17 protein-coding genes, 1 tRNA gene and 1 pseudogene are annotated in these 20,679 nt (G+C 67.2%); 6 read left to right on the top strand and 13 right to left on the bottom strand.

Annotated features, from left to right (window positions below; all coding sequences use genetic code 11):
* Positions 1-78 precede the first annotated feature (78 nt).
* Positions 79-576, bottom strand: coding sequence for a bacterial proteasome activator family protein (locus VGD70_RS26940; protein ID WP_331086154.1), 498 nt, complete (start codon positions 574-576; stop codon positions 79-81).
* A 161-nt stretch (positions 577-737) separates the two neighbouring features.
* Between VGD70_RS26940 and VGD70_RS26935 the strand changes: the two genes are divergently transcribed.
* Positions 738-1,949, top strand: a complete 1,212-nt coding sequence (locus VGD70_RS26935) for a cysteine desulfurase-like protein (protein WP_331086119.1) — start codon at positions 738-740, stop codon at positions 1,947-1,949.
* On the opposite strand, the gene VGD70_RS26930 is transcribed toward VGD70_RS26935, so the two are convergent.
* Complete coding sequence (locus VGD70_RS26930) at positions 1,935-2,927, bottom strand: NAD(P)H-quinone oxidoreductase (protein WP_331086118.1); 993 nt, start codon at positions 2,925-2,927, stop codon at positions 1,935-1,937. The genes VGD70_RS26935 and VGD70_RS26930 overlap by 15 nt on opposite strands.
* A gap of 145 nt (positions 2,928-3,072) precedes the next feature.
* On the opposite strand from VGD70_RS26930, the gene VGD70_RS26925 reads away from it, so the two are divergent.
* A complete protein-coding gene (locus VGD70_RS26925) occupies positions 3,073-4,605 on the top strand; it encodes a M28 family metallopeptidase (protein ID WP_331086116.1) in 1,533 nt (510 codons plus the stop codon).
* A 588-nt stretch (positions 4,606-5,193) separates the two neighbouring features.
* Here the strand turns inward: VGD70_RS26925 and VGD70_RS26920 are convergent.
* Positions 5,194-6,909, bottom strand: a complete 1,716-nt coding sequence (locus VGD70_RS26920) for a bifunctional metallophosphatase/5'-nucleotidase (RefSeq protein WP_331086114.1) — start codon at positions 6,907-6,909, stop codon at positions 5,194-5,196.
* 143 nt (positions 6,910-7,052) lie between these two features.
* On the opposite strand from VGD70_RS26920, the gene VGD70_RS26915 reads away from it, so the two are divergent.
* Entirely contained in the window at positions 7,053-7,484 is a 432-nt protein-coding gene (locus VGD70_RS26915; protein WP_414638065.1) for a MarR family winged helix-turn-helix transcriptional regulator, read from the top strand.
* Positions 7,485-7,490: 6 nt separating this feature from the next.
* On the opposite strand, the gene VGD70_RS26910 is transcribed toward VGD70_RS26915, so the two are convergent.
* From VGD70_RS26910 to VGD70_RS26890, 5 genes are all read right to left on the bottom strand, one after another.
* On the bottom strand, positions 7,491-8,231 hold the full coding sequence (locus VGD70_RS26910) for a hypothetical protein (RefSeq protein WP_331086110.1): 741 nt from the start codon (positions 8,229-8,231) through the stop codon (positions 7,491-7,493).
* Between the two features lie 433 nt (positions 8,232-8,664).
* The gene (locus VGD70_RS26905) at positions 8,665-11,625 is read right to left on the bottom strand and encodes a tetratricopeptide repeat protein (protein ID WP_331086108.1); all 2,961 of its coding nucleotides are present in this window, start codon (positions 11,623-11,625) and stop codon (positions 8,665-8,667) included.
* A 248-nt stretch (positions 11,626-11,873) separates the two neighbouring features.
* A tRNA-OTHER gene (locus VGD70_RS26900) sits at positions 11,874-12,009 on the bottom strand.
* 574 nt (positions 12,010-12,583) lie between these two features.
* Complete coding sequence (locus VGD70_RS26895) at positions 12,584-13,369, bottom strand: hypothetical protein (protein ID WP_331086106.1); 786 nt, start codon at positions 13,367-13,369, stop codon at positions 12,584-12,586.
* A 269-nt stretch (positions 13,370-13,638) separates the two neighbouring features.
* Entirely contained in the window at positions 13,639-14,052 is a 414-nt protein-coding gene (locus VGD70_RS26890) for an ester cyclase (protein WP_331086104.1), read from the bottom strand.
* Positions 14,053-14,151: 99 nt separating this feature from the next.
* Between VGD70_RS26890 and VGD70_RS26885 the strand changes: the two genes are divergently transcribed.
* Positions 14,152-14,742 (top strand): helix-turn-helix domain-containing protein, encoded by a 591-nt coding sequence (locus tag VGD70_RS26885; RefSeq protein WP_331086102.1) that lies wholly within the window; start codon positions 14,152-14,154, stop codon positions 14,740-14,742.
* 69 nt (positions 14,743-14,811) lie between these two features.
* Here the strand turns inward: VGD70_RS26885 and VGD70_RS26880 are convergent.
* Positions 14,812-15,027, bottom strand: a pseudogene (locus tag VGD70_RS26880) (ATP-binding protein); the annotation flags it as partial.
* Between the two features lie 163 nt (positions 15,028-15,190).
* Here VGD70_RS26880 and VGD70_RS26875 point away from each other — a divergent pair.
* Positions 15,191-15,538: a helix-turn-helix transcriptional regulator gene (locus tag VGD70_RS26875; protein ID WP_331086100.1), complete on the top strand. Its 348-nt coding sequence runs from the start codon at positions 15,191-15,193 to the stop codon at positions 15,536-15,538.
* Between the two features lie 11 nt (positions 15,539-15,549).
* On the opposite strand, the gene VGD70_RS26870 is transcribed toward VGD70_RS26875, so the two are convergent.
* The 4 genes from VGD70_RS26870 to VGD70_RS37000 form a co-directional block, all read right to left on the bottom strand.
* The gene (locus tag VGD70_RS26870; protein ID WP_331086098.1) at positions 15,550-16,140 is read right to left on the bottom strand and encodes a ClpP family protease; all 591 of its coding nucleotides are present in this window, start codon (positions 16,138-16,140) and stop codon (positions 15,550-15,552) included.
* Positions 16,137-16,763, bottom strand: a complete 627-nt coding sequence (locus VGD70_RS26865) for an ATP-dependent Clp protease proteolytic subunit (RefSeq protein ID WP_331086096.1) — start codon at positions 16,761-16,763, stop codon at positions 16,137-16,139. Before VGD70_RS26865 ends, VGD70_RS26870 begins: the two co-directional genes overlap by 4 nt.
* Before the next feature lie 649 nt (positions 16,764-17,412).
* A complete protein-coding gene (locus VGD70_RS26860; RefSeq protein ID WP_331086095.1) occupies positions 17,413-18,252 on the bottom strand; it encodes a hypothetical protein in 840 nt (279 codons plus the stop codon).
* Complete coding sequence (locus VGD70_RS37000; RefSeq protein WP_414638064.1) at positions 18,245-18,793, bottom strand: sigma-70 family RNA polymerase sigma factor; 549 nt, start codon at positions 18,791-18,793, stop codon at positions 18,245-18,247. The genes VGD70_RS26860 and VGD70_RS37000 overlap by 8 nt, the downstream gene beginning before the upstream one ends.
* Before the next feature lie 1,116 nt (positions 18,794-19,909).
* On the opposite strand from VGD70_RS37000, the gene VGD70_RS26850 reads away from it, so the two are divergent.
* Positions 19,910-20,647: a DUF4145 domain-containing protein gene (locus VGD70_RS26850; RefSeq protein ID WP_331086093.1), complete on the top strand. Its 738-nt coding sequence runs from the start codon at positions 19,910-19,912 to the stop codon at positions 20,645-20,647.
* Positions 20,648-20,679 lie beyond the last annotated feature (32 nt).

The raw sequence follows: 20,679 nt of genomic DNA, 5'->3' as shown, positions 1-20,679 counted from the left end.
CATGCAACTACGTGCGCGCCGTACCGGACAAAAGAGCCCGCCGGCGTGAACGCCGACGGGCTCGTTGTTTTCTTTCGGTCAGAGGTATTGGCCGGTTCCCCGGATACCGGGCGCTTCCGGAACGTCACCGCCCGCACCCGGCGGCAGGCCGCGGCGCATCTGCTCGAGCTGCACGCGCGCGGCCATCTGCTGGGCGAACAACGCCGTCTGGATGCCGTGGAACAGGCCCTCGAGCCAGCCGACCAGCTGGGCCTGCGCGATGCGCAGCTCGGCGTCGGAGGGCGTGTTCTCGTCGGTGAACGGGAGCGACAGCCGCTCGAGCTCCTCGCGCAGCTCGGGCGCGAGGCCGTCCTCGAGCTCGGCGATCGACCGCTTGTGGATCTCGCGGAGGCGGCTGCGGCTGGCGTCGTCGAGCGGCGCCGCGCGAACCTCCTCGAGCAGCTGCTTGATCATGGTGCCGATGCGCATGACCTTGGCCGGCTGCTCGACCATGTCGCCGACGGACTCGGCGTTGGCGACGCCGTCCTGACCGTCCGGGATCCGGGCGGTGCCGAGCGGCGAGCCGTCCGCGCCCATCACCACCACGTGCTGTGGCTGCTCGGCCCGGCCACCGTCGTCGGGCTGGGGTTCGCCTGCCTGGTTCGTCACACCTCGAGGGTAACCACCGCCCGCCACACCTAACTCACGGGATGGCCCCCGGAAGCGGGACCACGGCCGGCCTCCGTACGGTGTGGCTCATGGCGTTCGACGTCGCTGCGATTCGGGGACAGTTTCCCGCGTTGGGTGATGGGTGGATTCACCTCGATGCCCCGGCCGGGATGCAGGTTCCGGAGCAGGTCGCGACCGCGGTGTCGACCGCCCTCCGGGCGCCCGTCTCCGGACCCGGTGGGGTGTTTCCCGCCTCGCAGCGGGCGGAGGCGATCGTGGACGCGGCCCGCCGCGCGGTCGCCGATCTGGTCGGCTGCGACCCCGCGGGCGTGGTGCTCGGCCCCAACCCCGCGGTCCTGCTCCAGCGGCTCGCGGAGGCGATGGGCAGCGGCTGGGTCATCGGCGACGAGGTCACCGTGTCGCGGCTGGACCACCAGCAGAACATCGCGCCGTGGCTGGGGGTCGCCCAGCGGGCCGGCGCCACCGTCCGCTGGGCGGAGATCGACATCGAGACGTGCGAGCTGCCGGCGTGGCAGTACGAGAGCCTGATCTCCCACCGCACCAAGGTCGTCGCGGTCACCGCCGCGTCGGGGGTCGTGGGCACCCGGCCGGACCTGTCGAAGATCACCACGCTCGCGCACGACTCGAACGCGCTGGTCGTGGTCGACGCGTCCTCGTCCGCGCCGTTCGTGCCCATGGACATCCGCGCGATGGGCGCCGACGTCGTCGCGGTGTCGGCCACCGCGTGGGGCGGCCCGACCGTCGGCGCGCTCGCGTTCGCGGACCCGTCGCTGCTCGAGCGGCTGCCGGCGTGCTCGCTGGGCCCGAACCAGAGCGGGCCGGGCCGGCTCGAGCTCGGCCAGCACGCCTACCCGCTGCTCGCCGGCCTGGTCGCGTCCATCGACTACCTCGCCGGGCTCGACGACGCGGCGTCGGGGAGCAGGCGGGAGCGGCTGCAGACCTCGATCGGGTCGGCGAAGTCCTACCAGGCGGGCATGTTGGGCAAGCTCATCTCCGAGCTGCGCGGCCTGCTGCACGTCACGGTCATCGGGGACGCGATGCGCCGGATCCCCGCGCTGGCCTTCACGGTCACCGACGTCAAGGCGTCGCAGGCGATCGTCCACCTGGCCGACCGCGGCATCTGCGCCTTCGCCGACGACGTGCCCAGCGGCGTGTTCGCCGCGCTCGGCGTGGCCGAGGTCGGCGGCGCGGTCCGGATCGGCCTGGCCCACTACACGACGTCGGCTGAGATCGACGCGCTCGTGGAGGCCGTGGCCGGCCTCACCTCACTGGGCGGCTGAGGGCATCACCAGCACGATCTTGCCGAAGACCCCGCCCTCCTCCATCTTCCGGTGGGCGTCCGCGGCCCGCTGGATCGGCAGCACCTCGTGCACGATGGGCCGCACGGTGCCCGACTCCACCAGCGGCCACAGCTGCGCCGCCACCTCGGCCACGATCGCCGACTTCTCCTCCACCGGCCGGTGCCGCAGCGTCGTCGCGGTGACCGAGCCGCACTTCGACAGCAGCGTGCCCAGGTTCAGCTCGCCCTTGACCCCGCCCTGCATGCCGATGACGACCAGCCGCCCGTTGCGGGCCAGCGCGGAGACGTTGCGCGGCAGGTACTTCGCGCCCATGTTGTCGAGGATCACGTCCGCGCCGTGGCCGCCGGTGGCCTCCTTCAGGACCTCGACGAAGTCCTGCTCGCGGTAGTCGACCAGGATGTCCGCGCCCAGGTCGGCACACCGCGCCAGCCGGTCGGCCGCCCCGGCCGTCACCGCGACCCGCGCGCCCAGCGCCTTGCCGACCTGGATGGCGTGCGTCCCGATCCCGCCGGCGCCGCCGTGCACCAGGAACGTCTCACCCGCCACCAGCCGGGCGGTGAGCACCACGTTCGACCAGACCGTGCACGCCACCTCCGGCAGCGACGCCGCGGTGACCAGGTCGACCCCGCCTGGCGCCGGCATCACCTGACCGGCCGGCACGACGACCTTCTCCGCGTAGCCGCCACCCGCCAGCAGCGCGCACACCTGCTCGCCCACCCGCACCGAGTCGACGCCCTCGCCGAGGGCCGCGACCGTGCCCGAGCACTCCAGGCCGGGCACGTCGGTGACGCCGGGCGGCGGCGGGTAGTAGCCCTGGCGCTGCAGCAGGTCGGCCCGGTTCACCGCGGTGGCCGCGACGTCCAGGAGCACCTCGCCCGGGCCGGGCTCCGGATCCGGAAGCTCCGTCCAGGTCAGCACGTCCGGTTCGCCTGGTTCGCTGATCGTGATCGCGTGCATGCCAGAACGGTAATCGTTGTCCATGACGGTCCGTTGGTGGGTCTTGACCTGCGACGAGGATGCGGCAAGGGTGTCGTGGCCGGATGCCGTGATCGAGTTCGGGGCCGATCGCGCGCAGGCGTCCCGCCCGAGGAGAGGAAGCTCCATGCCGTCCCGCAAGACGACACTCCGCGTCGGGGCCGCGTTACTCGCGGCCGTGGCCGGTCTCAGCCTGGCCGCGGCACCGGCGTCGGCCGCCCAGCAGACCATTCCCGATGGTCCCGCGCTGGCCCGCCAGCTGGTCAAGAAGGTCACGATCACCGGTATCAACCGGCACCTGATCGCGCTCCAGCGCATCGCCGACCGCAACGGCGGCAACCGGGCCGCGGGCACCACCGGGCACGAGGCCTCGGCCGAGTACATCGCCACCAAGCTCGAGGACGCGGGCTTCATCCTCACGCGGCAGGAGTTCCCGTTCGTCTACGACCAGACGCTCGGCCAGTCACTCACCGTGGGCGGCACCGCCGTGCCGGTCGCGCGCATGACCTACAGCGCGTCCACCCCCACGGGCGGCGCGACCGGCCCCCTCGTGGTGGTGCCGACCGACGCGTCGCCGGGCTGTGAGACCTCCGACTACGACGGCCTGGCGGCCGAGGGCGCGATCGTCCTCGTCAGCCGCGGCTTCTGCCCGTTCGGCCAGAAGGCGGACATCGCCGGGCAGGTCGGCGCGGCCGGCGTCCTGATCTACAACAACGTCCCGGGCTCGCTCGGCGGCAGCCTCGGCGGGCCGATCGAGGGCAGCGCCCCGGCCGGTGGCCTCTCCCAGGCCGACGGTGCCGCGCTCGCCGCGCGGGACGGCGCCACGGTGGCCCTGAACCTGCGGGGCGTGACCGAGGACCGCACCAGCTACAACGTCATCGCCGAGACCCGGACCGGCCGGCACGAGAACGTCGTGATGGCCGGCTCGCACCTCGACAGCGTCGCGGTCGGCCCCGGCATCAACGACAACGGCTCGGGCAGCTCGGCGCTGCTGGAGACCGCGCTGCGGCTCGGCAGCTCGCCCAAGGTCAACAACGCGGTGCGGTTCGCCTGGTGGAGTGCCGAGGAGCTCGGCCTGGTCGGCTCCGAGCACTACGTGCGGAGCCTGTCGTTCGACGAGCAGCTCAACATCGCGCTGTACCTGAACTTCGACATGATCGGCTCGCCGAACGCCGGCTACTTCGTCTTCGACGGCGACAACTCCGACGGCGTCGGCGCGGGTCCCGGCCCGTACGGCTCGGCCCAGATCGAGGCCGCGTTCGCGAACTACTTCGACGTCACCGGCGTGCCCACCGAGGGCCGCGACTTCGACGGCCGCTCCGACTACGGCGAGTTCATCCTCAACGGCATCCCGGCCGGTGGCCTGTTCACCGGCGCCGAGGTCGTGAAGACCCCGGCGCAGGCGGCCAAGTGGGGCGGGGTCGCGGGTGAGTCCTTCGACCCGTGCTACCACCAGGCGTGCGACAACCTGGGCAACGTGGACCGGGTGGCGCTCGACCGCAACTCCGACGCGATCGCGTTCGTGCTCGGCTCGTACGCGATCAGCACCGAGGACATCAACGGCGTGCCGCCGCGCGGCGCCCGGGCGAAGACCCGGACCGCGGAGAAGCGCTCGGTCTCGGTCGGCAAGGTCAACGACCGCGACCTCTCGATCAGCTAGCGAACACCGAAAGGGCGCCTTACCCGATCCGTCGGGTAAGGCGCCCTTTCGCATGTCCGGAAAATGTGCCTGGGTGCGGCGCCGTCCCGCGGCATTTCCGCACCCAGGCTGTCGAGTTCGGGTAGTGGCCGCCGTCCTCAGGCCGGCGTGGACTCCCACCGGGCACCTCTGGAGAGTTACCCGACGTGGGGATCAACATCGTCGAGGTGTGCGAGAGGTGCGTTATGCGCACGAGCGCACCCGAACCCTGATGCTGTTCCGCGGTCGCGACCGGGACGAGCTCTCTCGGCTCAGTCGCGGGGTGACAGCGAACGGCGGTCCACTACGTCCTTGTCCTGCATTGCCACGGCACCACCTGGCCTCTCCCGGCGGGCCTCGGTGACTTGTGCGAGTCGGCCGGCCGTATCACCAGGATGCACCCGTAACCGCGTCGTTACAACCCCAAGGGAGGACCCGACCTGGTGAAATCCGAGGTCACTGTCCGAAGCGGACGAAGACCCGTCCGGTTGGGACAGTGCATCCGGTTGGGGCGAAAGGAAAGCGCCGCCGCCGCCCGGTCGGGCGACGACGGCGCTGTGCGTAGGGGAGCTACGGTGCCACGGTGATGCGATCGGCGGCCGGCGGCGCCAGGTTCGGGTGGGCGGTCAGGTACGCGGTGAACGCGTCCAGGTCCACCGGCCCACCGGTGAGGTTGGTGCCGTTCTTGAACTCCGCGAAGCCGTCCCCGCCCGCGGCGATGAAGTTGTTCAGCGAGACGCGGTAGGAGCCGTTCGGGTCCACCGGCTGGCCCGCGACCGTGATGTTCGAGATCTTCGAGCCGACCGCGGCCGAGCGGGACCAGGTGTAATGCAGCGTGGAGGAGATCTGCAGGAAGCGGGTCACCACCGAGCCGTCCGGCTGCGGCTGCCACTGCTGCTCGAGCACGGTCTTGAGCTGGGCACCGGTCAGCGTGATCGTCTGCATGATGTTGCTGAACGGCTGCACCGCGAACGCCTCGCCGTAGGTCACCACGCCGTCGCCCTCACCGGCCGACGAGCCGGCGTAGTTGAGGTCGGTGCGGATGCCGCCGGGGTTGGTCACCGCGATGACCGGGTTGTTGGCCTGCGTCGCGGCGAGCTGCGCGTCGGCGATCACGTCCCCGAGCGGTGACTCACCGGCCTGCGTCGCGGCGCGGACGAGGTCGGCGGCGATCGTGCCGACCTTGGCGTTGGCGATCGGCGCCGACTTGGTGGTCGCCTCGTCGACGAGCGCCTGCGCGGCCGGGTCCGGGGTGACCGTGCGGGTGACGATCTCGTTGTGCGCCACGGTCTTGCCGCGCACGACGTCGCGGCTGCGCTTGTCGATCTTGAGGTCCACGACGGACAGCAGCCGGCCGAAGGACGAGCCCTGGATCAGCGTGCGCGGGTTGCCGGCCGGGTCGGTCACCGTGCAGTTGTACTGCTGGTGGCTGTGCCCGCTGAAGATCACGTCGACGGACGCGGACGCGTGCCGGGCGATCGCGGTGGCCGCGCCCGGGGTGGTGCGGCAGTCGTCCGGGCCGCCGCCCTCGGTGTTGTCACCCTGGTGCAGCAGCACGACCTGGGTCCTGATGCCGAGCCTGTCGAGCATCCGCGAGGAGCGGTCGATGGCCTCGACCTCGTCGCCGAACTGGAGGCCCTTGATGGCCTCCGGGGTGACGACGAGCGGCAGGTCCTTCAGCGTGACACCGATGATGCCGATCGGCACGCCGCCGGAGACCTTGACCGTGAACGGCAGCGCGGCCGGCACGCCGTTGTCGAAGTACACGTTCGCGCCGAGGATGGGGAACTTCGCGCCCTTGTACCTGTCGTGGAACTGGCAGCCGTCGGTGGGGTGGCAGCCGCCGAACTGCATGCGCAGCAGCTCGCGGTAGCCCTCGTCCAGCTCGTGGTTGCCGATGACGGAGGCCTCGACACCCAGGCCGTTGAGCAGCTCCATGGTCGGCTCGTCGTGGAACAGCGCCGAGTTCAGCGGCGAGGCGCCGACGTTGTCGCCCGCGGAGAGCAGCAGCGAGTTCGCCGTCTGCGCCTCGAGCTGCTTGACGTGCGTGGCGAAGTACGCCGCGCCGCCCGCGTCCACCGTCTTGCCGTCGGGCAGGGTGACCCGGCCGGACGAGCCGGCCGGCGGCGTGAGGTTGCCGTGGAAGTCGTTGAACGTGATGAGCCGCACGTCGGTGGTGCTGCTGGGCGCGGCGCTCGCGGTGCCGGGGCCGGCGAGCCCGGCGATGGCGACCGCGGCGACCGTGACCGCGGCGGTGCGACGCGCGAAGCGGGTGAATGCCTTCATGATCCTCCGTCCAGGGCGCCCGGTACTCCCTGGCGGGCGCGGCCAGGAGTCTGCACGCACCGCGCGGGGATTGCCAGAGCCGATCTACCCTTGTCGGTGTGACCACGGCCGAGGAAGAACCGCGATGGCTAGACCAGCGCGAGATGCGGGCCTGGCGCGCGTATGTGATCGGCAGCGAACTGTTGCGGAAGCAACTCAACCGCGAGCTGCAGGACCGTCACGGAACGACTCTGGCCGACTACGAAGTGCTCGTGCGCCTGTCCGAACGGGACGGTCGGCGGATGCGGATGGCCGCGCTGGCGGCGGAGGTCGCGTCGTCGAAGAGCCGCCTGTCCCACCAGATCACCCGGCTGGAGTCCGCGGGCCTGGTCCAACGCGTCGACTGCGGCGACGACGCCCGAGGCGTGTTCGCCGAGCTGACGGACAAGGGCATGGACCGCCTGCGCACGACCGCCCCGACCCACGTCGCCGGCGTCCGGGAGCACCTGATCGACCTGATGACGCCGGAGGAGCACGCCGTCCTGGCCGAGGTCTTCGAGCGGGTCCAGGAACACCTGGGCGACCTCGAGGCCTGACGGTCCTCAGGCCCGCGGCCTCGGTTCGATCGGGTCCTGGCAGATCACCGGCGTGTAGCAGAGGGTGCGGCTCTTCACGGCGTCGCTGCCGATGAGAACCGTCTGGCGCGAGTCGTCGACCAGGACCAGGTACGCGCCGTCCGCGGAGCTGAGCAGGTAGCCCGTGACGTAGGCGTCGTCGGTGAGGGTGAAGCGTTCCAGGGGCAGCCACACCGTGGAGGAGAACAGCCACGGATCCGGGGGCACGAACAGCAGCAGGACGCCGAGCACGACGAGCATGATCCGGGCGAACAGCTTCTCGGCCTGCATCACGAACGCGAGGCCGACGAAGAGCAGGTGCAGGCCCAGCGAGGCGAGGACGAGGCCGGGGCTGCCGGCGTCCGCGCCGAACCGGAACACCAGCCCGAGCGCGTTGATCAGCAGCGAGAGCACCAGCCACAACGCCCCGCGGACGCGGGTGGCCTTGCCCCGCAGAAGATGCCCGGCGATCAGCGCACCGACGAACCCGACGGTCTGGATGGTGAACGGCAGGAACAGGAGCACGAGCGCCCGCAGCGCGTCGGAGATCTCGGAGGCCAGGAAGACGGTCCGCGCCTGGTAGGTGTCGAACCGGGCAACCCCCAGACACTGCGCGGCGAACAGCAACGGCCCCCCGACGACGGGCAGCGCGAAGGAGAGCGGATTCCCCTTGAACCAGGAGGAGACGTCGCGCCCGACGTCCTGGTAGGGCGTACTCACCCGATCCATGCGCAACCCGCCTCGCCCCTGATGTCCCGTCGAACCACCATCGCGCGAGCCACACATTCGTTACGACAAGGTCGCTACGGCGAACACGGTCTGTGCGGCCTTGCGGGGAGGTCTTTTCGAACCCCGATCCACGCGTGCAGCGCCTGCTGAGCTTGGTGGACGACTGGCCGGTTAGTCCAGAAGCTCGCGAAGCTCAGACACGGTGCGGCCCGCCTGGCGGAGAATCGAACTGAGTGAACAGCATCGCTTCGCAGGTCAACACGCTGCTGTGAGGACCTCAATGAGATCGCTTGCTCAGTCGCGGGACCAACATCGCGTTTGGTAAGGCTCGTCTTGATCACCGCGAGGGTCCCGCCGCCCAGCACATCCGTGGCGTACCGCCACCATCCTCACAGGTCAGACAGGCATACAACGGGACAATACCGGGCCCTGCTCAGGAAGGTGCGGACTTGCCTTGTCGCGCTGGCATGGCGTGGTGGTGGGTGTCGTTGTGGAGCTCGGCGAGGTAGTCGGTAATGGTGGCAGCTTCAGGGCTGCCGAGCCGTTGGTAGATGGTCAGCGCGTGGGTGAATGCTGTGGTGGCGGCCGAGATGTCGTGTGCGCGCTGTGCGTAGCGTCCCAGGCCTACCAGTGCGCGTGCCTCGTATAGGGCCGCGCCCATAGTCTCGGCGAGGGTGCGAGCTTCGGTGAACAGGGCTTGCGGGTCACCTGCCGGGGGGTAGTCCAGGGCGAGATCACCCATGCTGTTGAGCGTCTCGGCTTGCCTGTCACGGTCACCCATGTCGCTGTACAGGGCGTACGCCCGCGTGAGGAGATGACCGGCCTGCTCGTAGTCGCCTGTCCGGTGGCACACGCGGCCGAGATTGAGGCAGGGGTTGGCTTCCCCGCGTCCGCCACGACCGCCGAGGTCGGTATACAGCTGACGGGCTTGGTCGAGCAGCTGTTTCGCCCGCTGGTAGTCCCCCCGCAGGTAACACATTTGGCCGAGAAAGTTGAGGACGTTGCCTTGCCCGCGCCGGTTGCCGAGGTCGAGGTACATCTGGTGGGCCTGTTCGAACAGTTGCTGCGCCCGGTCCCAGTCCCCCCACAGGCGGCACGCGAGGCCGAAGTCGAGCTGAGTGGTGGCCTGCCCCAGCCGATCACCAAGATCGGTGAACAGTTGGAGCGCTTGGCCGAACACCTGCCGCGCCCGGTCCCAGTCTCCCCACTGGCGATAGGCGTTTCCGAGGTTGAGCAGGACGGTCGCCTGCCCGCGCCGGTCGCCGAGGTCGACATACAGCCGGTGGGCCCGGTCGAGCACCTGCCGCGCCGGCGCATAGTCCCCCTGCAGGTAATGCACCTCACCGAGGCTGGTGAGGGTGGTGGCCTGCCCGAGTTGGTCGTGGGTGCGTTCGGCGGCGGCCAGTGCGATGTGGTGGATGCCGTGGGCCTGCTCGTAGGCGCCGCTGACCCGCAGATAGTCGTGCAGCGTGGCGGCCAGCGCGATGACCAGATCAGGATGTGCGGGGACGTGATCGAGGCAGGTCATCAGGGTGGCCAACTCGGTGTCCAGCCAGGCCCGTGCCCGCTGTGGCGTGTCCAGATCGGGGTGGTGGGCAGGCGCGTGGAAGGCGATCGAGAGGGTCGACGGAGCGCGACGGGCGATGTGGGCGCCGGTGCTGGCGACGGTGTACAGGTAGTAGTGCAAGACCCGGCGCAGCGCCCGATCGGTGTCGGCCCGGTCGGTGGTGGCGGCGAGGGACCGGGCGTAGACCCGTAGCAGATCATGCAACTGGTGGCGGCCGGGTGAGGTCTCCTGGACGAGGTGGTCGGCATGCAGGGCCTCCAGATGGTGATGGGCCTGGGCCAGGGAACAGTCCGCCAGCGCAGCGAGCGCATAGGCGTCGATGCTTAGTCCGGGATGGACGCCGAGCAGCGTGAAGATCCACTGCCGTTCGGCGGTGAGGTGCTGGTAGGACACGGTGAACGCGGCCCGGATCGAACGATCCCCGGCGGCCAGGTGCGCCAGCCGATCGGGATCCTGGACAAGGAGGTCAGCCAGGTAGGCCATGCTCCAGGTCGGGTGGCTGCGCATACGGCTGGCGGCCAACGCGATCGCCAACGGCAGATGGCCACACAACGCCACCACTCGCGCCACCGCCGCTGTCTCGGCCGCACGAGCCGAATCGGCATCGGCGGAGGTGGGCACGCAGGCCGCTAGCGTCAGCAGCAAACGGGTGGCTTGATCGGACGACAGCACTTCCAGAGTCAGGGCGTGGACGCCGTCCAGGGCAGGCAACCGGTGCCGGCTCGTGATCAACACGAAACAGTCAGGCGTACCAGGGAGCAAAGGGCGGAGTTGGTCGTGGCTGGCCGCGTCGTCCAGCACCAGCAGGACCTTCTTGCCGGCGATCCGATCCCGCCACAGTCTCGCTCGATCATCGATGTCCTGAGGCAGAACTGATCGGTCCACGCCGGTGGCTGCCAGCAGGGAGGCCAGGGCGTCAGCCGGTTCGCGGGGGGCTTGGGTGGGTGAGTGGCCACGCAGTTCCAGGAAGATCCGTCCGTCCGGGAAACGGTCGGCGAGGTGGTGAGCGGCGTACACACTGAAGGCCGTCTTGCCCACCCCAGCCATGCCATCCACTATGTGCACCGCGATCCCCCGCACCGGCCCGTCTGCGGCGGCGGTGACGGTGTCGAGCAGAGTACGCAGTTCGTCCTGGCGACCGACGAAATCGGGGATCTCACCGCGCATGCTGAACATCGCCGGCGGCACCGACCGCGCCGTAGGTTCTGGTGATGGGACGATGATCGCCGCTGGGTCCGGTGCGTAAGGGTCATCGGGCAGCGCGATCCAGGCGACGGTTGAGGTTTCCTTCTCCGACACCCACACCGGCCGGAAGGTTGCCGGGTCAACGGACAGACTGTGCCGCACCACATCCTCGAAAAACCAACTAGAGGTGATCAGGGCCAGCTCGCCCTCAGAGTCAGCGAGCGCAGTCTTCAGCCGCTGGGCGTCCAGCAGCCGAAAGGTGTGGTTGACCGCCGCACCGGTGACGCCATGCCGATCAAAATGGACTTCCCCGGCATGCAAAGCCATCCGCAACCGAATCTGCTCCTCGATGGGATGGCACTGGTTATGTTGACGCAAGGCCGCCGCCAGGACACCAGGAACGATATCGACGAACAGGGCCTTGGGGATCTCCGCCGGCACCAACACGAGTATCCCGTCCCCGCGATCCTCACACCAGCACGCCGCCCAGGAAGCACCGGCCTCGGCCAATGCCCGCTGCACGACCGCATACATGACATCGCGAACGATGACCTGATGAGGATTGGTACGGCGCCGATCCCCGAAACGCTCGACGTCGACCACCAGGATCGTGCGATGGACTGCAGGACGCGGCGGCTGCATAACCGACTCCCCTCAGACAGCCCCATTGTCGCCGTCGCCAGGCATCCATGCGCGGAACAAGGGCCGGTGCCCATCAGATGCGGGAGCCACGGTGAAGGATCGACAGCCAGCCATGACGGCACATAACGCCAACGCCAGCATCGTGCCGACCTTATACCCGCACCCGGCGAGACCCTGAATGAGACTGCGACACGTGTGGGCGGAGTTGACACATGCTGACCCACCAGCATTTTGCCTGGTCAGCTCTGCGGAGGCGGAGGGATTTGAACCCCCGGACCCTTGCGGGTCTCCTGTTTTCAGGATCTACGCAACGCCGTTCAGTGGAGTTCGCACAGGTACGTCTCCACAGGTCAGACCGCTATGGCGACCGCTGCGAACGCCTCCGAACTGACGCGAATGAGACCCTAAATGAGACCCTGATCCGCGCCACGAGCCGACTGCGCTCCCCGGTCCAGAGCAGGACGATGACGGCACCCTCTCCGACCTAAGCTTGATCTTTAACCGGTTCGGCGTGGTTCGGTGTCTTTCTTGTGGGGTGGGCGGTTGTATGCCTCGCCGGTGGTGAGGACACGTCCCACGTCGTGACGTTGTGCGGGCCGATCTTCATCCAGCGTGACGGGCAACTGGTGTGCGTGCCGGTCACGAGCCCATCTCACGGCGTTCACAACGGCGCCGTACTCATCCTGATCCCGAGCGCGTTTGTAGGACCCACCGTAGAACGAGCATAACTGTTGGTCGAGAGCACTAATCCACATCGTAGCCTCGAACATCGAGATATATGCCTGTGAAACGTCGCGAGGGGTTCGATCAGCTTCATGCCTGGCCTTTGCCTTCCTGAAACCTATTAAGGCGAGCTTCAATCGATGGACGTCATCCGGTCCTGCCTTCTGTGCTTGTTGCAGAACGACCATCACTACGGCCCACCTCCACCCACGCTAACCAAATGGCCATTGACCCGTCACGATCCTGCAGCGCTGCTGGACCGAGCCCGCATGCCGGGCCGCTCCATGGGGCCGCTGGCGCGGGCATTGGAGGACTTCTTCACCAGCCGCCGCTTGGCCCTGCCCACCAACCAGGCCGACCAGTTGGCGGCCGGACGCCGGCAACGCCGCGTCAACGACGTCCCCGAACCGTTGCGGCCGGCCGTGGCCAGCTTCGCCGACTCGATGCTGCGAGCGCGGAACGCGCCCGCCGGGCGGGAACCCGACCCCGCAGCAACCACACCATCGAAACCGGGCTGGCCATCCTGCGCGATCTCGCCTGCTTCCTGATCTCTAACCGGGGCAAACACCAGTGGGCCCTGGTCGACATCCACGACATCGAGGCGTTCCTCGTTGACCCACCCAAGTCCCGCAAACGGCGGCCGACCGTGCTGCGGCAGTTCTTCCGATTCGCCCGCGCCCAACGTCTGGTGCTGGTCGACCCCACCACGGGCTTGTCCGCCAAGGAGTCCAACAGCTTCCGCGGCCGCACCCTCACCCTCGACCAGCAGCGCGCGCTGTTCCGCCGCTGGACCACAGATACCGATGTCCACCCGCACGAGGCGATTGTCGGGATACTCGCTCTCCTGCACGGGGCCTCCAGCCAAGAAGCTCGGCTGCTGCAGGTCGATGACATCGACCACCAGGCCCAGGCTCTCCGGTTGGGCAATCGGCCACACCCGGTCCCGCTCGATCCGGCCAGCTGGGCTGTGCTGCAGCGCTGCCTGGCTCACCGCGACCAGCAGCGCACCGCCAACCCGCATGTCATCGTCACCGAAGGCACCAGGCCGGGCGAGGGCCGGCCTCAGCCGCCTATCTCAGCCACGTTCTCGACGGCTGCGGGCGCTCGCCCCGCATGATCCGCAGCACCCGCCTGGTCGACCTGGTCAACACCATGGACCCGAAACTCGTCGCCGCCGCGTTCGGCATGACCGCCGAAGCCGTCATGATCTACCTTGCCGACCACGTCGACGACGGCCGCCTGCCACCGACAGAGCACCGACGCGACGTCACCCGCCGAACACCGTCGCTCTCAGGCGTCTTCGCCGACGCCCAACTGGTGCCGCATCGCGGCCGAGTCGAGCAGAGCCCAGTGTTCAACGATCTTGCCGTCCCGCACCCGGACCATGTCGATGCCAGTGACCTCATAACGTCGCCCGGACGCCACGTGAGTGCCGCGAACGGTAAAGCGGTTGACGGAGAAATCACCGGAGGCAACGTTGTGCTCGATCGTCACCTGGACGCCGTCATCCATGTGTTCCCATTTTTGTCTCCAGGCAGCCACCCCCTTGTGATCGCCGTCCGCGCCTCCGCGATGGTCGATGGCGTCCGAATCAATGAGCGCCAGTGCCTCCTCGCGCCGGCCTGCACTGAACAACTCGACATTGCGCCGGTGGACCTCGGCCGCGCTGGCGACCGGCGTAGCAGCATTCGTCTGTTCTGACATCTGATGTCTCCTCTTCAAGCCGAGACGTAACCGGGGAGCTCCCCGGTTGCTCTGCTCCGGTACTCTAACCGGGGATGTCCCCAATTAGCAAGGAAGGCCATGCCATCAGCCGGTGCCAGCCCCACGCCAGACCAAGGACAGCCGCAGCGACCCCGCCGGGCCGACGCACAGCGCAACTACGAGCGACTGCTGGCCACCGCCAGGAAGGTCTTCAGTGAGCGCGGTGTCGACGCGCCTCTCGACGACATCGCCCGCCAGGCCGGGATCGGCAACGCCACGATGTACCGGCATTTCCCGACGCGTCGAGAGCTGATCATCGCCGTTTACGCCGACGAGGTGGCCGCGCTCTGCGCCCACGGCGAGGCCCTGCTCGAGGATGAGTCACCCGGTGACGCGCTCTTCGGCTGGCTGCGGGCCTTCATCGCGCACGTGGCCGCGAAACGAGAGCTGGCGCTGGCCATCCCCAACGATCAGGGTGGGCAGCGCTCGGCACTGTTCGATCGCTGGCACAAGACGATGCACACGACCGCATCCGCGTTGCTGACACACGCCCAAAGCTGTGGTGCCGTCGACGCCGACCTCGATGTATCCGACCTGCTCACGCTGGCCAACGGCATCGCTGTGGCCAGCGGCGACAGCGATCAAGTTGAGCGGTGCCTTGGACTCCTCCGTCGCGGCATCGCCACGTAGCCGGCGGCATCGTGCCGAACCCGTGGAGGTTCGGCGGCACCTGACACATGTTCGCGCGAACGTGTGCGCTTTCCCGAACGGCTTGTTGCTGGTCACGATCAACGAGGCTCGTTCGTAGCGGGAGGAGACCAGTTGGAAGAACAAGTTGGCGGCCTCGGCCTCGAACGGGATGTAGCCCACCTCGTCCACGATCAACAGCGGGACACGACCGAGCTTGACCAATTCCTCTTGCAGCCGTCCGGCGTGCGCGTCGGCGAGCCGGGCGACCCACTGGGCCGCGGTGGCGCACGGGCGGGATGACGAGACCTTGGCTTCAGCAGGGGCGGCGTCGGGGTCTGGTACCTCGACGGCCGACGGGGTGACGATTCCCTGCACCTGAGTCGTGGGGTGTTTCCGCCAGGAGCGGAACCACTGTCCCCGTGCACCGGACCGGTGCCAAGGTCAGCGTATGGCGGACATCCTCCTCTTCCACCAGAACCGCAGCCCCGCGCCGGATCGCGAGCCGGAGCCGCTGTGGCGCGAGGTGCTCGGCCGGAGCCTGCGTGCGACCAGGGAGGAACAGGGTGGCCGTCTAGTCGACGTGGCGGAGCGGGCCGGCATCTCGCCGCAGTACCTGTCCGAGATCGAACGCGGTCGCAAGGAGCCGTCCAGCGAGATGATCGCCGCGGTCACCGGTGCGCTCGGGGTCGACCTGGCCGACCTGCTCGCCGACGTTGCCGGCGACGTCCGACGGCTTCGCGGCGCGGGTCCCGCGGTCGGGCGCCGTCCCGCGGGCCCCGTGCTCATGGCCGCCTGAGACCGCGGGTCTCAGGCTCGGCGCTCGATGACCTGGTCCGCGAGCCCGTAGCCGACGGCGCCGATCGCGTCGAACACGCGGTCCCGGTCGGTGTCGTGCCGCAGCTCCGCGACGTCGTGACCCGTGTGTGCCGAGAGGATCTCCTCCAGCTGGGTGCGCACCCGCACCACCTCATCGGCCTGGAGAATGAGATCCGGGATGGCACCGCGGCCCTGCGCCGCGGGCTGGTGCAGCACCACCCGGGTGTGGGGCAGCACGAAGCGGTGCCCAGCCTCGCCTGCGGCCAGCAGCACCGCGCCGGCCGCGACCGCCTGGCCCACGCACGTCGTCGCTACCGGCGCCTTGATGAACCGCATGGTGTCGTACAGCGCGAGCATCGCGGACGGGTCACCACCCTCGGAGTTGATGTACAGGTTGATCTCTTGTTCCGGGTTGTCCGCCTCCAGGAATAACAACTGGGCGATCAACGCGTTCGCCACCCCGGAGTCGATCGCGGTGCCGAGGTAGAGGATCCGCTCCGACAGCAGGTGCGAGTAGACGTCCATGATCCGCTCGCCGCCCGCACTGCGCGTGATGACGTTGGGGATGGTGTAGGTGCTCATGCGCGGACTCCCGTCGTCGAGCCGAGGCCCAGCTTGTGTGTGCGCACGGGCACGACCTGGTCGAGGCTGTCGACGATGTGGTCGATGAAGCCGTACTCGCGTGCCTGCTCGGTGGTGAACCAGCGGTCGTGCAGCGAGTCGGCGAAGATCCGGTCGATCGGCTGGCCGGTGTCCTCGGCGATGAGGCCAAGCACCGTGTCCCGGGTGTGCCGCAGATCGTCGGCCTGCACCTCGACCTCCACAGCCGAGCCACCGATCCCCGCCGAACCCTGGTGCATCAGGATGCGGGCGTGAGGGAGCGCGAAGCGCTTACCCGGTGTGCCCGCGGACAGCAGGAACTGTCCCGCGCTGCATGCCAGCCCCAGCGCGAGCGTGGCCACATCGCACGGCACGAGCCGCATCACGTCGCGGATTGCCAGCATCGAGGGGACCGACCCGCCCGGCGAGTGGATCCACACCGCGATGTCCTTGACGGGATCCTCGCTCGCGAGGGAGAGCAGCTGGGTGGCGAGGACTGTTCCGTTGTCGTCGTCGAGTGCGCCGTCGAGGACCAGTACCCGCTGGCTGAAGAATCGTTCTCGGAGCAGGTGGTCGAACAGCGGCTGCGTGGCGTCGTTGGTCATGCTCCGACAATGCCGCTGGTCCGGTGCGGTTCGCCGGTTTCTCTGCTGTGAGCAGATCAGCTCTCAGCAGGCCGGGCACCGATCTCTCCACTGTGGACTTCACGGTCCAGTTGGCGACCCAGCCGGATCGCAGTAGCGGTCGTCATTCGAATAGATCGTGCTGTTGAAGTTGTTGTACGACCGCATCGTGGTCAGCCGCAGGCTAGCGGCGCCGGATCGACGTCTTCGAGCAGAAGCGCGAACGGGCACTCGGCCCGCTCCAACGGGCGAATGAGACCCTGAATGAGACCCGCTCTGACCGACGTACCGGGTACTAGCGTCGGCGATAGGCGATGGCCCTGGTCACAGCTGCGGAGGCGGAGGGATTTGAACCCCCGGACCCTTGCGGGTCTCCTGTTTTCAAGATCTACGCAACACCGTCCAACGGTGCTCGTTACGGGTACGTCTGCCCTGGTCAGGACGTTGTCGCATGTTCCGCGAACGACCCCGAACAGGGGTGAATGAGACTGTAAATGAGACTGCGACCACGACCTGTCCGCGCTGGCTGTTGTCGAGGAAACCGACGTGCGCAGACAAGCTGGTATGGATGGTGTCCGACCGGGCAGCCGTCCATGGCACACGCCATCCTTGGCCGGGTTGGCAGGAGTACCTAAAGTGACCGAATCATGTAGATCCCATCGCCGATAGGCTCTGAATGCTGCTTGACGAAATCAATCACACTCTTTGGCCAACGCGTGGATCTCGACCAGCGGATGCCGTCCAGCCGGAAGCCGTCCAGATCAATATTTTCGAGGTTGCAGTCAATGAAGTCATTGATACTTGCGTGGAGTATGTCGAGATCTTCAGCCAATGAGTATGCCTGCCTGAATGCGACGCTCAATTGCTCATCAGACGCCAGCGCCTCTGAAATCGATCGAGCTAGCGAGCGATAGTGTTCGACGGCTTTACTGAACGATCGTCTCGCCGACGCTTCGACTTCTACCGCATGCCTAAGTTCATCGGCGACCTCGCGGGCAGACGCTAGACGGTTCGAGCGTGGCCCTGGCCGTGATATTTCTCGAATAAGCGATCGCACGGCCCGTTCGATGTATTGATGGGCCACGACCCGGGTTTCAAGACAACCGCACGCACGACGTTGATAGTCATTCTCAACGTCAGTGTGGGTCCGGAACTCCAAGCGGTGTACAGGCGCGATGTCACGCATGCTCTCGGCTAGCTCTCGCAGTGTGGATACCGTTATTTCAACAACGGTATTCTCCGTGTCATCTTTCCCACTTGTTGGGTCATCAACGTCTACTAGGGCACGCAAACCTTCTTCAAGCGAAAGGTGAGATCGCACATCGCCCACGAGTCTGTGATCTTCGGCGACGAGAAAAATCTCGCTCAACCTGGCGTCAAGATCAAGCTCGTTCGTTAGGCTGGCAACAAAGTCTCTGTGCTTCTCGCTAAGGGTACGTTCGACTTCTGGAGGCTGCATCTTGTCAGTCATTTGACTCTCCGCCGATACCCCATCTTGTCAACTTCGCTATCGCCGTGCTGCGACTTACTGACACTGTTCCGGGTGACGTTCCGAGCATCGAAGCAGTTTCCTGTACGCTGAAACCGGCTAGTTTCCACGCGATCGCTTGAGCTTCACGGGGAGCGAGTCTTCGTATTGCTGCAAGAAGGTCGTGTCGAAGTTCCCAGTAGGCAACATCTGTGGATGCTGAAGACCTGAAATTTCCGTCCGTAGCCTCCTCGCTTACATCTTCGTGAATTGTCGCGATGCGGCGAACTCGCGATCTGGATGCACATTTGTACACGTATGCCTTGGGGTGGTCCACCTCACGCCACCGCAGATAGACCTCGAGCAATGCCTCTTGCGCGATGTCATCAGCCTCAGCAGGCGAAGAACCTTGATACATTAGAAATGCTACGACACCGGGCTTTACATTTCGATAGAAATGTGCGAAATCGTCGTGGCGCCCCGCGATCTTCGCTTCTTTCGGTGTAGCATCGTCGCCAGGTAGGTGACGTTCACCTCTGGCCATGGGCTTCGCCTTTCTGGGGTATGACTGCTGGCCCTTTGATGCTTACCCACTGCCCATTCTCGAAATAGTGACACATTGTGCTCCCTTTGGGCAGATATTGTAGCGCAGCAAGTATGAATTTCTGGCGCTCACGCTCTTGCCGCAGCCGCCATCTTAGCCCCAGCCAGATCGCGAGCAGGGTGAGTCCGCGTACCGCCACTAGCGCACTCACGCCGACAAGTGTTCCCGCCGATACGTCCACCATCGTCTCCTCATGCTCTGCGGTTCGAACACTTAGAGGCAGACGGCCGCCGGATCTTAGGAAAACACCTGGGCGGGTAGCCGATGACGCGGTGTTCCGCGAGGCTACGAAGAGACCATATTGGTCTTGGTCCGGGCAGTGCCACATCTGGCACGGCCGACACAGTCTTGCCCCGCGCCGGACCTGCCAACGGGCCCCCGGGCACTGGCAGTTGGGAGGCACGCCGAGCACCTGAGAGGCGATGCAGACTGATTTACGGGCTCGTCCGCGCAACCCTCCCTGACCAGGGCTTATACCGGTGCACAGACCAACTTGGGCACTCACTTGGCACGGCAGTGCTCTGCAGATCCCCGGATCTGACCTGCAACTCCCCCGACCGGAGTCGCAGCAGCGCTCAGCCTGGCGGCTGGCTTGTCGAGAGTCCAACCGACGACTTACTCGTTGCGAGCGACAGTCGTCACCGTTTGAACCGGGCGAACATGCTGCTCAGGCGGCATACGGCGTCCACGCCGGCCAGGCGAGTGCCGCCGTGTGCAAGGCACACACGACGCAGTGTCCGCCGCCCTGTCGGCCGAGCTGCACCAAGCACGCTATGCACTGCCCGCAGCGAATTGGAGGCGTCCAGGACGTAGACGTGAAGTCGCGGGCCGGTCGCCGGGGCATCCGTCTGCCCGACCAACTGTTCGCGCTCCTGATGGAGCACGAGAAAGCTCAGGCTAAAGAGCGCGAGCTAGCCGCCGACCTCTGGCATGACCCGAATGAGGCGGGCCAGGTGGCTTCGGGCCACGGGCAATCGGTTTGGCGGCAGGCCCCCGGGGCGGCCTACGATGGATGGCTATCCCCTCGAGGGTTGACTTAGGCAAAGGAAGCGTGTTGTGGCAGGTCAGCGCATCAATCTCCGTAGACTTCCGGCGAAGCCACAGGATGCGCTTCCTGACTCAACGGAACCGCAGGGCCTGTGTCCGCGGTGCGGCCGACTGAGCAACTTCGGCGCCATCGGACAGTTGCCGGTTTCGTACAAGCCGGGCAACACAGTTGGTCAGGATGGTCAACCGCGGCGTCGGCATGACCAGCAGGTTTCTGTCCTGCAGTGCTTCGGTTGCGGGGAGAACGTCGTTGTCGTCGAGGACGAGTACATCGGTGGTGTCGCCTCGCGGTCAGGCGGTAACGGAGGCGCGGTCGAGTGGCGCGGCATCCACTGGTGGCCATCACCGGGCATGTCGCCACTGGATGCGGATATTCCAACCAGTGTCGCCGATGCGGTAGCCGAGGGCACTCGTTGTCTGTCGGTCAATGGGCCTCGGGCGGCAGCTGTGATGTTCAGGGGCGCCCTGGCGGAGATGGTCACAGATAAGGGATCAGCGAACGCGCAGAGCAGGAGATCGCTGGCTGGCCAGCTCAGGCAGATGGCCAGTGACGGCGACCTCGACAACAACCTGGCCGACTGGGCTGACCACATTCGCGTGATCGGCAATGCGGGAGCGCATCCGAACACACTAGATCCGGTGTCTATGGAGGAAGTGGAGGATCTCTCGCGGCTATTGGCGTCGTTGCTGGACTACTTATACGTCATGCCCGCACGGGTCCAGCGGGCTCGCGCTGCCCGCCCATGATCTGTCGGCGCGAATGAGACTGCGGGAAAGGC

This window comes from Actinophytocola sp. (assembly GCF_036402745.1).
In the GTDB taxonomy this organism is placed as follows: Bacteria; Actinomycetota; Actinomycetes; order Mycobacteriales; family Pseudonocardiaceae; genus Actinophytocola.
Note: the sequence above shows the minus strand (reverse complement) of the source record. Positions and strands in the feature narration are given on the sequence as shown.

What these genes read in the sequence shown, in the direction of transcription:
- VGD70_RS26920 (WP_331086114.1), bottom strand. Translation starts at nt 6,909, where the DNA reads ATGAAGGCATTCACCCGCTTCGCGCGTCGCACCGCCGCGGTCACGGTC.
- VGD70_RS26895 (WP_331086106.1), bottom strand. Translation starts at nt 13,369, where the DNA reads ATGCGGGTTGGCGGTGCGCTGCTGGTCGCGGTGAGCCAGGCAGCGCTG.
- VGD70_RS26875 (WP_331086100.1), top strand. Translation starts at nt 15,191, where the DNA reads ATGGCGGACATCCTCCTCTTCCACCAGAACCGCAGCCCCGCGCCGGAT.
- VGD70_RS26865 (WP_331086096.1), bottom strand. Translation starts at nt 16,763, where the DNA reads ATGACCAACGACGCCACGCAGCCGCTGTTCGACCACCTGCTCCGAGAA.
- VGD70_RS26885 (WP_331086102.1), top strand. Translation starts at nt 14,152, where the DNA reads ATGCCATCAGCCGGTGCCAGCCCCACGCCAGACCAAGGACAGCCGCAG.
- VGD70_RS26910 (WP_331086110.1), bottom strand. Translation starts at nt 8,231, where the DNA reads ATGGATCGGGTGAGTACGCCCTACCAGGACGTCGGGCGCGACGTCTCC.
- VGD70_RS26930 (WP_331086118.1), bottom strand. Translation starts at nt 2,927, where the DNA reads ATGCACGCGATCACGATCAGCGAACCAGGCGAACCGGACGTGCTGACC.
- VGD70_RS26890 (WP_331086104.1), bottom strand. Translation starts at nt 14,052, where the DNA reads ATGTCAGAACAGACGAATGCTGCTACGCCGGTCGCCAGCGCGGCCGAG.
- VGD70_RS26870 (WP_331086098.1), bottom strand. Translation starts at nt 16,140, where the DNA reads ATGAGCACCTACACCATCCCCAACGTCATCACGCGCAGTGCGGGCGGC.
- VGD70_RS26915 (WP_414638065.1), top strand. Translation starts at nt 7,053, where the DNA reads ATGCGGGCCTGGCGCGCGTATGTGATCGGCAGCGAACTGTTGCGGAAG.
- VGD70_RS26905 (WP_331086108.1), bottom strand. Translation starts at nt 11,625, where the DNA reads ATGCAGCCGCCGCGTCCTGCAGTCCATCGCACGATCCTGGTGGTCGAC.
- VGD70_RS26925 (WP_331086116.1), top strand. Translation starts at nt 3,073, where the DNA reads ATGCCGTCCCGCAAGACGACACTCCGCGTCGGGGCCGCGTTACTCGCG.
- VGD70_RS26935 (WP_331086119.1), top strand. Translation starts at nt 738, where the DNA reads ATGGCGTTCGACGTCGCTGCGATTCGGGGACAGTTTCCCGCGTTGGGT.
- VGD70_RS26940 (WP_331086154.1), bottom strand. Translation starts at nt 576, where the DNA reads ATGGGCGCGGACGGCTCGCCGCTCGGCACCGCCCGGATCCCGGACGGT.
- VGD70_RS26860 (WP_331086095.1), bottom strand. Translation starts at nt 18,252, where the DNA reads ATGACTGACAAGATGCAGCCTCCAGAAGTCGAACGTACCCTTAGCGAG.
- VGD70_RS37000 (WP_414638064.1), bottom strand. Translation starts at nt 18,793, where the DNA reads ATGGCCAGAGGTGAACGTCACCTACCTGGCGACGATGCTACACCGAAA.